At 70.5% G+C, this 9,097-nt stretch carries 5 protein-coding genes; 1 reads left to right on the forward strand and 4 read right to left on the reverse strand.

What is annotated here, in order from left to right:
- Positions 1–73 precede the first annotated feature (73 nt).
- The 3 genes from AC1DP0_RS13080 to AC1DP0_RS13090 form a co-directional block, all read right to left on the reverse strand.
- On the reverse strand, positions 74–1,015 hold the full coding sequence (locus tag AC1DP0_RS13080) for an aldo/keto reductase (RefSeq protein ID WP_478084996.1): 942 nt from the start codon (positions 1,013–1,015) through the stop codon (positions 74–76).
- Positions 1,016–1,197: 182 nt separating this feature from the next.
- Positions 1,198–7,017, reverse strand: coding sequence for a pullulanase-type alpha-1,6-glucosidase (gene pulA, locus AC1DP0_RS13085; protein WP_478084993.1), 5,820 nt, complete (start codon positions 7,015–7,017; stop codon positions 1,198–1,200).
- A gap of 151 nt (positions 7,018–7,168) precedes the next feature.
- Complete coding sequence (locus AC1DP0_RS13090; protein WP_478084994.1) at positions 7,169–8,173, reverse strand: MerR family transcriptional regulator; 1,005 nt, start codon at positions 8,171–8,173, stop codon at positions 7,169–7,171.
- Between the two features lie 183 nt (positions 8,174–8,356).
- Here AC1DP0_RS13090 and AC1DP0_RS13095 point away from each other — a divergent pair, with 183 nt between their 5' ends.
- Positions 8,357–8,638, forward strand: a complete 282-nt coding sequence (locus AC1DP0_RS13095) for a WhiB family transcriptional regulator (protein ID WP_442279701.1) — start codon at positions 8,357–8,359, stop codon at positions 8,636–8,638.
- A gap of 56 nt (positions 8,639–8,694) precedes the next feature.
- Here the strand turns inward: AC1DP0_RS13095 and AC1DP0_RS13100 are convergent.
- Positions 8,695–9,097: YbaK/EbsC family protein (locus AC1DP0_RS13100; RefSeq protein WP_478084995.1), on the reverse strand; the 403-nt coding region annotated here is incomplete at its 5' end.

Raw genomic sequence — 9,097 nt, forward strand, 5'->3', positions numbered from 1 at the left:
GAGCGAGTCGGTGCGCGCCCGCCCGCGCCCCGACGACCCTGTCGTCGTCGAGTGAGCGAGCCCGGTTCGGGCGCTAGGACGCCGGGATCGTGATCTCGTCGAGGGCTGCGAGGTCCGAGACGGTCGGCTGCCACGACCCGGCAAGCACGTTGTCGCGCACCTGCTCGGGCCGGGTCGCCCCCGCGATGACCGAGGCCACCGCAGGCTGGGCGGCGAGCCCGCCGATGGCCACGTCGATGAGGCGCAGACCGCGCTCCGCGGCATACCCCTCGAGACGTTCGATCGTGTCCCAGTCCGCCGAGTCGAGGCGCTCACCCATCGATGCGAGGCGGGTCCCCTGGGGCGCCGCCTCGCCGCGCCGGTACTTCCCGGTCAGCAGGCCCGACGCGAGGGGGAAGAAGGGCAGGAGCCCGACGCCCACGTGCTCGCAGGCCGGCACCAGCTCGTCCTCGACGTCGCGCTCGAGGAGGGAGTACTCGTTCTGCGCCGAGACGAAGCGTTCGGTGCCGGCAGCACGGGCGGTCCAGTCGGCGTCGACGACCTGCCAACCGGTGAGGTTGCTGCTGCCGATGTAGCGCACCTTGCCCTCACGCACGAGCTCGTCGAGGGCGGCGAGGGTCTCGCCGATCGGCGTGTGCGGGTCGGGACGGTGCAGCTGGTAGAGGTCGATCCAGTCCGTGCCGAGACGCCGCAGGCTGGCCTCCACCGCCGTTCGCACGTAGCGTCGTGAGCCCCGCACGCCCCAGTCGGGCCCGTTGGCACCCTGCATGTCCATGCCGAACTTCGTTGCCACCACGACGTTCTCCCGCTGCTTGCCCAGAGCCGCACCCAGCAGCTCTTCACTCGCACCGAGGCCGTAGATGTCAGCGGTGTCGAAGAGCGTCACGCCTGCGTCGATCGCAGCGTTCACGACGGCGGTGGTGCCCTCCTGGTCGAGGCGTCGCCCGAAGTTGTTGCAGCCCAGGCCGACCGTCGAGACGGTGAGTCCGCTGTCGCCGAGCTGGCGGTAGGTCATGTCGTTCGTCTCACGTGTCGTCACCGGACCAACGTATGCCGCGGGCCGGGCTCGCAACAGCTGGGTCCCGCGTCTGGGGCCGAGGTCAACAGTCCCTTTCGCACGTGGGGACGCACGGCACGAGCCCTCGGCCCCCGGAGACCGGGACCCCGAGGGCTCGTGAGTGGCCCGTCGTCGGGACGTCAGTTCGGCTGGACGAAGACCGCGACCGTGCGAGCCGGCACCGAGAACGAGCCGGTGCCGCTGTCGTATGCCGCGTGCTTGACGACGCTGTCAGCACCGTTGGCCTGCACCTTGCTCAGCTGCACCGAGCCGGTGATCCCCGGCACCTGCTGGCTCACGGCGCTCGGCGTCGCGTTGAAGACGACGATCGCCCCGCGCAGGGCCGGGTCGGCGTCCGCGCCCAACGCGTCGTCGATCCGCATCACGATGACGCCCTGCTTCGCCTCGGCGGTGCCGGACACCGGGAAGGACACCTTGGCGTTGATGGCATCGGCACTCCCCAGACGGAACAGCTTGGTGCTGAAGCGAAGTCGCAGCAGATCCTGCGCCATCGCGTCGGCGCTGCGCACGTCGGCAGCGGCGGGCTTGAGCGCCGAGTCGGCGAGCAGCGGCTTCATGAAGGGCCACTTGGCCGAGTTCTGCGCCTCGGGCGGCAGGCCGTGGCCGAAGCCGTTGTCGGCACCCGTCCAGTCGAGCCGGTTGAACCAGTCGCCGCTGTCGTAGGAGTCGCGGTTGAACGACTTGCTGCGCAGCAGGTCGGCGCCGGCATGCCAGAACGACGGCGTCTGCGCGAGGGCGGTCGTCGCGAGCGACAGGGTGTTCATCCGCACCCGGTCCTGCATCGAGGTGGCGACCGGCAGCTTGTACGTCAGCGAGTCGAAGAGCGTCTCGTTGTCGTGGGCGTCGACGTAGCTGACGACCTCGTCCGGCTGGTCGGCGTAACCCGCGGGCGAGCCGTTGTAGTCGACCTGGGTCCCCTTGACGACGGTCCCGCTCTTCTGGCTGCGGAAGGTGAACGACTTGAGGTTGCCGGCCAGCCCGAGCTGGACGAGGTCGGTGTCGCTGCCCAGCCGGGTGGCGGCGTCGGCGTTGATCGGCGCCCCGTTGGGGTCGGTGGCCTCGCCCGAGCCGAAGCCCTGGCGACGCGGGTCCTCGTCGAACGGGCCGCCGCCGCGCACACCGTCACGCAGACGGTCGGAGAAGGTGCCGATGCCCGTGCCGCCGAGCTGCCCCTGCGTCGCCTGGAAGAAGAGCTTGTTGTCGGCCACCTCGCCGAAGTTCCAGCCCTCGCCATAGACGTACATCGACTTGCCGTCCACGCCGTCCTTCTGCAGCGTCAGGGCGTTGAGGGCCGAGCGGACCGCGAGCAGGTTCTCCCTGCTGGCGTGCCCCATGAGGTCGAAGCGGAAGCCGTCGACGTGGTAGTTGCGCGCCCACGAGACGACAGAGTCCACCATCATCTTCTCGGCCATCGCGTGCTCCGTCGCGACGTTCTGGCAGCACGTCGAGGTCTCGACCGCACCGGTGGCGTTGAGGCGCTGGTAGTAGCCCGGAACCACCTTGTCGAGCACCGAGGTGTCCGCCTGGCCGGAGGCGGGGGTGTGGTTGAAGACCWGGTCCAGCACGACCCGCAGCCCGTCCTGGTGCAGCGCACCCACCATGGTGCGGAACTCCGCGACACGGGCGCCGCCGTCGGCTGCCTGCGTCGACGACGCGTACGACCCGTCCGGTACGTTCCAGTGGTAGGGGTCGTAGCCCCAGTTGAACGCGTCCTTGCCGGCCACGGCGGTGACACACTTCTGCTGCTGGTCGCTGTCGGGCGCGTAGGAGGCGAGGCCGCACTGCGGCGTCTGCTGCTTGGCCTTGTCCTCCTCGATGGAGGCGATGTCGAAGGTGGGCAGGAGGTGGACCGTGTTGAGACCCGCCTTGGCGAGCGCCTTGAGGTGGGCGCGGCCGTCGCCGTTCTCGGCGAACGCGAGGTACGTGCCACGCAGGGCGGCCGGCACCTTGGTGTCACTCATCGAGTAGTCGCGCACGTGCAGCTCGTAGATCGTCGAGTCGACGTCCTGGGCGAGCTTCGGCGAGGGCGTCGCGCGCCACGCCGTGGGCATGAAGGCCGGGTCGTGCAGGTCGACGGCCACCGAACGCGTGGAGTCGACCGTGAGCGCCACGGAGCTGGGGTCGGTGACGTCGTTGGTCTCCACCTTCTGGGTGCTCGGGGCCCACACCTTCACCTCGTAGAGGTAGCGGGCGTTGCGGCCCTCCTGGCCGAGGGAGGCGGACCACGACCCGTCGTCCGCACGGCTCATGGGCGTGCGCCGGGCCGTCGCCACCGGCTGGTCGGCCGAACCGGCCGGCCAGGTCAGGAGCGTGACGTCCTGAGCGGTCGGCGCCCACAGTCGGAAGCCGACCCGCCCTCCGGAGACGCTGACACCGTAGTCCCCACGACGTGCCGACGACGCGTAGAGCGCGTCGAGGGCGATGGCCGTTTGGGCGCCCGTCGCGTCGAGGAGCGAGCCGGTGGAGTCGTACATCGCGACGGCGACCTGGCCCTTGAGGATCTCGGGCAGCTTCCGCGCCGTCGCCTTGTCGAGGCGAAGGGCGACGTAGCCCTTGAGCTCGGGGTGGGCTGCCACGAGCGAGGCCGGCAGTCCCGCCGGGTCGCGGGTCAGACCTGCGACGGAGCCGCCGGTCACGGCCTCGGCGTCGACGCCGAGGCCACCGTCGGCCGACCAGTGCAGGCGCCAGCCCAGGGTCGCGGGGTCGGCGCCGGCCGGCAGGGCCGAGGCGGGCCAGGCGACGAGGTCTGGACCGACGACGTACGCCTTGGCCTTCGTCAGGTCGGGAGCAGCCCCCGGCCGGGACGTCTTGACCGAGATCGCGTGCGTCGACAGGACGTACGAGATCGTCGTCAGGACGCCGTCGGACGGCACCGAGAAGGCGATGTTGGCGCCCCCCGGCGCACCCCCGGCTCCGTAGTTCTCGTCCCAGCCCAGACCGTGGGCCACCTTGAACTCGTAGTTGCCGGCCGGGATCTGGTCGGTGGTGAAGGTGTAGGTGCCGTCACCGTCGGGGTCCTGCAGCCACGAGCGCATGCAGTCCGGTGCCCAGTCACCGGGGCAGCCGAGCCTGCCCTGGAAGCTGCCGGCCGCCGTGATGATCGGGCCCTGGGCGTCGCTCGTGACCCAGTGCGTGCGGTGGTCGTAGTAGAAGTTGACGGGCTTGCCGCCGGGCGCGGTGTAGGCGATGTTGCCCGCGCCCTTGACGCCACCCACGCCGTAGTTCTCGTCCCATGACTTGTTGATGGCGGCCTTGTACTCGTAGTCGCCGGCAGGGATCGAGTCGGACCGGCCCTTCCAGATGTCGTCCTTGGGGTCGAGGGCCAGCTGCGCCTGGGCGCAGTCCGGCTGCCAGTCACCGGGGCAGCCCATCTCCGAGTTGTGGCTGCCCGGGACACTGACGTTGTCGGGCTGGGTGACCGGACCGACCCCGCCACCGCTCCCGCTGCCCCCGGCCGTCGTCGGCTCGCCGACGATGCCGTAGGTGGACGTCGCCGAGACATGGCCGGCGAGGTCCTTGGCGACCATGCGGTACTCGACCAGGGTTCCCTTGGCGAGACCGGACACGTCGTGGAAGACGCGGTACGGGGCGTTGTCATCGGTGCCGATCGGCGTCCAGGTGGACGTGCCGACCGGACGCTGGAGGAAGGTGACCTCGGCGAACGTGTTGCCGGGCAGGGCTGCGCCGATCTCGGCACGGCCACCCACGACGCCGCCTGCGCTCGGTGACGTCGGGTAGATGGCCGGAGCCGACTTCGGCTGTGCCATGGTCCCGTTCGCGCGGTAGACCTCCACCGACAGCGGCGGGACGGTCACGGTCACGCGACCGTCCGCTGCCGCACGGAGGTCGGCGGTGGCACCGAGCAGGGGCACGAGCTTCGAGCCCGCCGAATACGTGGAGAAGGTCGCGGTCTTGGCCGTCGTCGCGTTGTTGGCGACGACGACGTACTCGCGCCTGGCCGTCTTGTCGATGCGGCTGATCGCGTAGATGCCGGCCGCATCGGAGGCGTAACGGTGCACCTGGGCGCCGTCGGCGAGCGCCGGGTTGGCCGCCCGCAGCGCGGAGAGCCCCTTGATCTCGCGGTAGAGCGGGGCCGACGTGTCGTAGTGAGCGGCCGTGCCGGCGGGCTGGTTGCTCCCGACGATGACGTCGTCCTGGTAGATCGGCGTCTTCGTGGCGAACATGTCCTGGCGGGCGCGCTTGTCGCCGAAGTCGCTCTTCGGGCCGGTGAAGCCCTGCTCGTCGCCGTAGTAGACGACCGGCTGGCCGCGGGTCAGGAACATCAGGGACGTCGCGAGCCGGTCCCGGGCGAGCAGGTCGTCACCGGTGGAGCCCCCGGCGAGGAGCATGGCACCGACCCGACCCATGTCGTGGTTGCCGAGGAAGGTCGGCAGCTCGTAGGCGTTGGAGTCCGTGTCGGTGTAGTAGTCGTCGCCGGCGAAGAGGTCGCGGATGCCGGTGGTCGCCTTGCCCTGTGCGAAGCCCAGCGCCGCGCCCTGGAAGCCGAAGTCGAGGGTCGCAGGCAGCGCGCCCTTCGTCGTGAACTGGCTCGTGTATGCCGGGTTGCCGTCGTAGACCTCGCCGAACATGAAGAAGTTGTTCTTGCCGGTCGCCTTCGCGTGGTCGAGGACCGCCGGCGAGAAGGACTGCCAGAACTGCATGTTCACGTGCTTGACGGTGTCGATGCGGAAGCCGTCGACCCCGAAGTCCACCCACGACTTGTAGATGTCCGCCATGCCCGAGACGACCTTGGGGTTCTCGGTGAAGAGGTCGTCGAGACCGGAGAAGTCGCCATACGTGGCGGACTCGCCGGCATACGTCGAGTCGCCGCGGTTGTGGTAGAGCGTCGTGTCGTTGAGCCAGGCTGGGACCTTGAGGTCCGTGTCGGCGTCGGCGACCTTCGGCACGTACGGGAACGAGGTGGCCGGGGACATCGCCGGGAAGCAGCTGGGTGCGGTGGCGCCGCCCGTGCAGGCCGGCTTGCCGGCGACGGCGGCGTCGTCGAAGGCGTTGCCCTGGGCGTCCTTGTAGGGCTTCGTCGCCWTCGGGACGTAGGTGTACGTGCCGCCGTCGTAGGAGATGACATCGGCCGTGTGGTTGGTGATGATGTCGAAGTAGACCTTCATCCCCTTGGCGTGCGCGGCCGAGATGAGCGTCTTCATGTCGGCGTTCGTGCCGAGGTGGGGGTCGACCTTTGTGAAGTCGGTGATCCAGTAGCCGTGGTAGCCGGCGCTCGCGTCGGACCCGCTCCCCTGGACGGCGCGGTTCTTGAACGACGGGGTGAGCCAGATGGCGGTCGTGCCGAGACCCTTGATGTAGTCGAGCTTGCTCGTCAGGCCCTTGAGGTCACCGCCGTGGTAGAAGCCCTCGTTGGTGGGGTCGAAGCCGGTGGAGAGGGGTCCTCCCGTGAGGCCGCCGCTGTCGTTGGTCGTGTCGCCGTTGGCGAAACGGTCGGCCATGACGAAGTAGAAGCGCTCTTTCGTCGCGAGGTTGCGCAGCGACGGGGCCGCGAGCTTCGAGTCGGCGTTGGTGGCAGCACCGGGGAGGTCGGTGGGTGCGACACCGACGGCGTGCGTGGTGTCGTCGTAGGTGAAGCGCACGGTGGCCGGGGCCGCCAGCACGAGCGGCACGTTGCCACTGCCCTGGCCGTAGCTCTCGCCCCACGCGTGGTTGATCGCGACCTTGAGCTCGTAGCTGCCAGCGGGCACCCGGAACTCGGCGGCATACGTGCTCGTGCCGGGCACGAGCGCGAGGTCGGTCTTCGTGCAGTCGGGCTGCCAGTCACCGCTGCAGCCGAGCTCGTCCTGCAGGGTGCCGACGAGGGTGGCCGTGCGCGGGGCGTCGGCTCGGGCTGTCGGCGCCCCCGCCACCGGGACGGCGAGTCCGGCCATGACGAGGGCCGAGATGCTGGCGACGGACAGGGCCGGGCGACGGCGCATGCGCACTCCTTTGTGGGCGGGGCCGCTCACGCCCGCGACTGGACGCTCGACCACCGGGGAGAACCTAGCGCCCATATCGGACACCGCGCCAGACCTGGACTGCAAACTCTTGCATCCGACCTCAAGAAGTTGCGATTTCTCGCCCAGTGCCTCAACCCGCCGGAGTCGGGACCAACGCGCGCACTGCTGAGCCGAAGTCCTCGACCCGCCTCACGACCACGGGCCCGGGGGGCGCCGCGACCTCGCCGGCCCAGCCCGGACCCCCGATGACGACCTCGAGGGGCCAGTCCAGGTCCTCGAGCTGGTGCCAGAACGGTTCGTCCCGCGCGCGCGGCAGCGAGGCCCAGAGGAACACCGCACGCGGCCGGGACTGACGCAGCGCCGAGACGAGGGCTTCCGCCGGCACGCGGGGGCCGAGAAAGAGGCTTGCCACGCCGTTGCGCGCGAGCTCGGCCTCGAGGGCGATGAGGGGCAGGTGGTGCAGCTCGTCGTCGGCACCGGCGAGCACGACCGGCAGCCCCGCGACCCGGAGCCGGTGGTCGCGAACGACCGCGCGGAGCTCGGACTGGATCAGCTCGCTCGTCAGGTGCTCGGCCTGCACGCCCACCCTGCCCTCCTGCCAGAGGTCACCCACCCGCCGCAGGGCCGGCGCGAAGACCTCGACCCAGGCCCGGCCGGCGTCCCGACGACGAAGGACCCGTCGGAGGAGCTGCGACAGGGTGCGGGCGTCGAGGGCACTCGCGGCAGCGACGACAGCCTCGACGAGGTCAGTGGCGTCGTGCTCGGGCGGGCTCTCGTCTGCAGGCTCGGTCACCGGCACGTCGCCACCCGAGGCGCCCACGGCACCCAGGTCCACACCCATGGCGAGCACCGAGTCAGCGGCGCTCCGGGCCGGCACGCCCTGCGCCGTGAGCCGGGACATCAGCTCCACGCGGCGGATGTCGAGCTCCGTGTAACGGCGATGGTTGCCGCTGGTGCGCACGCTCGGCCCGACCCCGTGGCGCCGGTCCCAAGAGCGCAGGGTCGGGGCCGCGATCCCGAGACGCTCGGCCACGACTCCGACCGACCAGCCCAGCTCGGCCGCGCGCTCCCCCAGGTCGGGGTCGACGGGGTCCGGCGCGCCGGGCCCCCGCGAGCCTGCCGGGTGCGCGTTCATCTCGATCCTCACCCTTCACGTTGGTCGCCCGGAAGGGCGGAGCGGTCTGCGATTCCCATCCTGGCCCGGCCCGGCGCCGATCAGGCCCAGTGGATCATAAACTTATGCAAGTCTCTTGTGCAACGCATCAGTTATGCGTAGGTTCTGCATCAGATCGAAGAACCGGACCCGACGGAGGAAGCCATGACGATCACCCGCCTTCCGCGCCCCACCTACTCCTCGTACGAGTGGCAGGAGCAGGGCCGCTGCCGCACCAAGGCCGTCGAGCAGTTCTTCGCCGACGACCAGGAGCTCGACCAGCGCGAGCGCCGCGAGCAGACCGAGGCGGCCCGCAGGGTGTGCGGTGCCTGCCCCGTCCAGCAACGGTGTCTCGACCACGCCCTGAGGGTCCCCGAGACCTTCGGCATCTGGGGCGGCACCACGCCGACCGAACGGGCGCAGATGCTCTGGGACGTCGCCGGCTGACCGACCGTCGCGTCAGCGCACCGTCGGCGCACCGTCAGCGCACCGTCAGCGCACCGTCAGCGCACGGCGAGGGCGATGACCTGGGCCGTCGGCAAGGCCGCAAGGGCGGCACCGTCGAGGAGCAGCTTGGCCCCGCGCACCCCTGCGCCGACGACGACCGGACCTGCCGCGGCCACAGCCTCGTCGACGAGCACCGGCCAGTCCAGGGGCAGCCCCACGGGCGTGATCCCACCCTGCTGCATCCCGGTCAGCTCCTGTGCCTTCACCTGGTCGGCGAAAGAGATCTTGCGCGCGCCGAGGTGCTTGCGCACGACACGATTGATGTCGGCCCGGTCCGTCGCGAGCACCATGACGGCCGCGAGTGTCGTCTCCTCGCTGCGGCGCGCTTCGACGACGACGCAGTTGGCCGACGCCTCGGGCGCCACGTCGTAGGACTCGCAGAACGCGGCGGTGTCGGCG

Source organism: Terrabacter sp. P5_B1 (assembly GCF_056400505.1).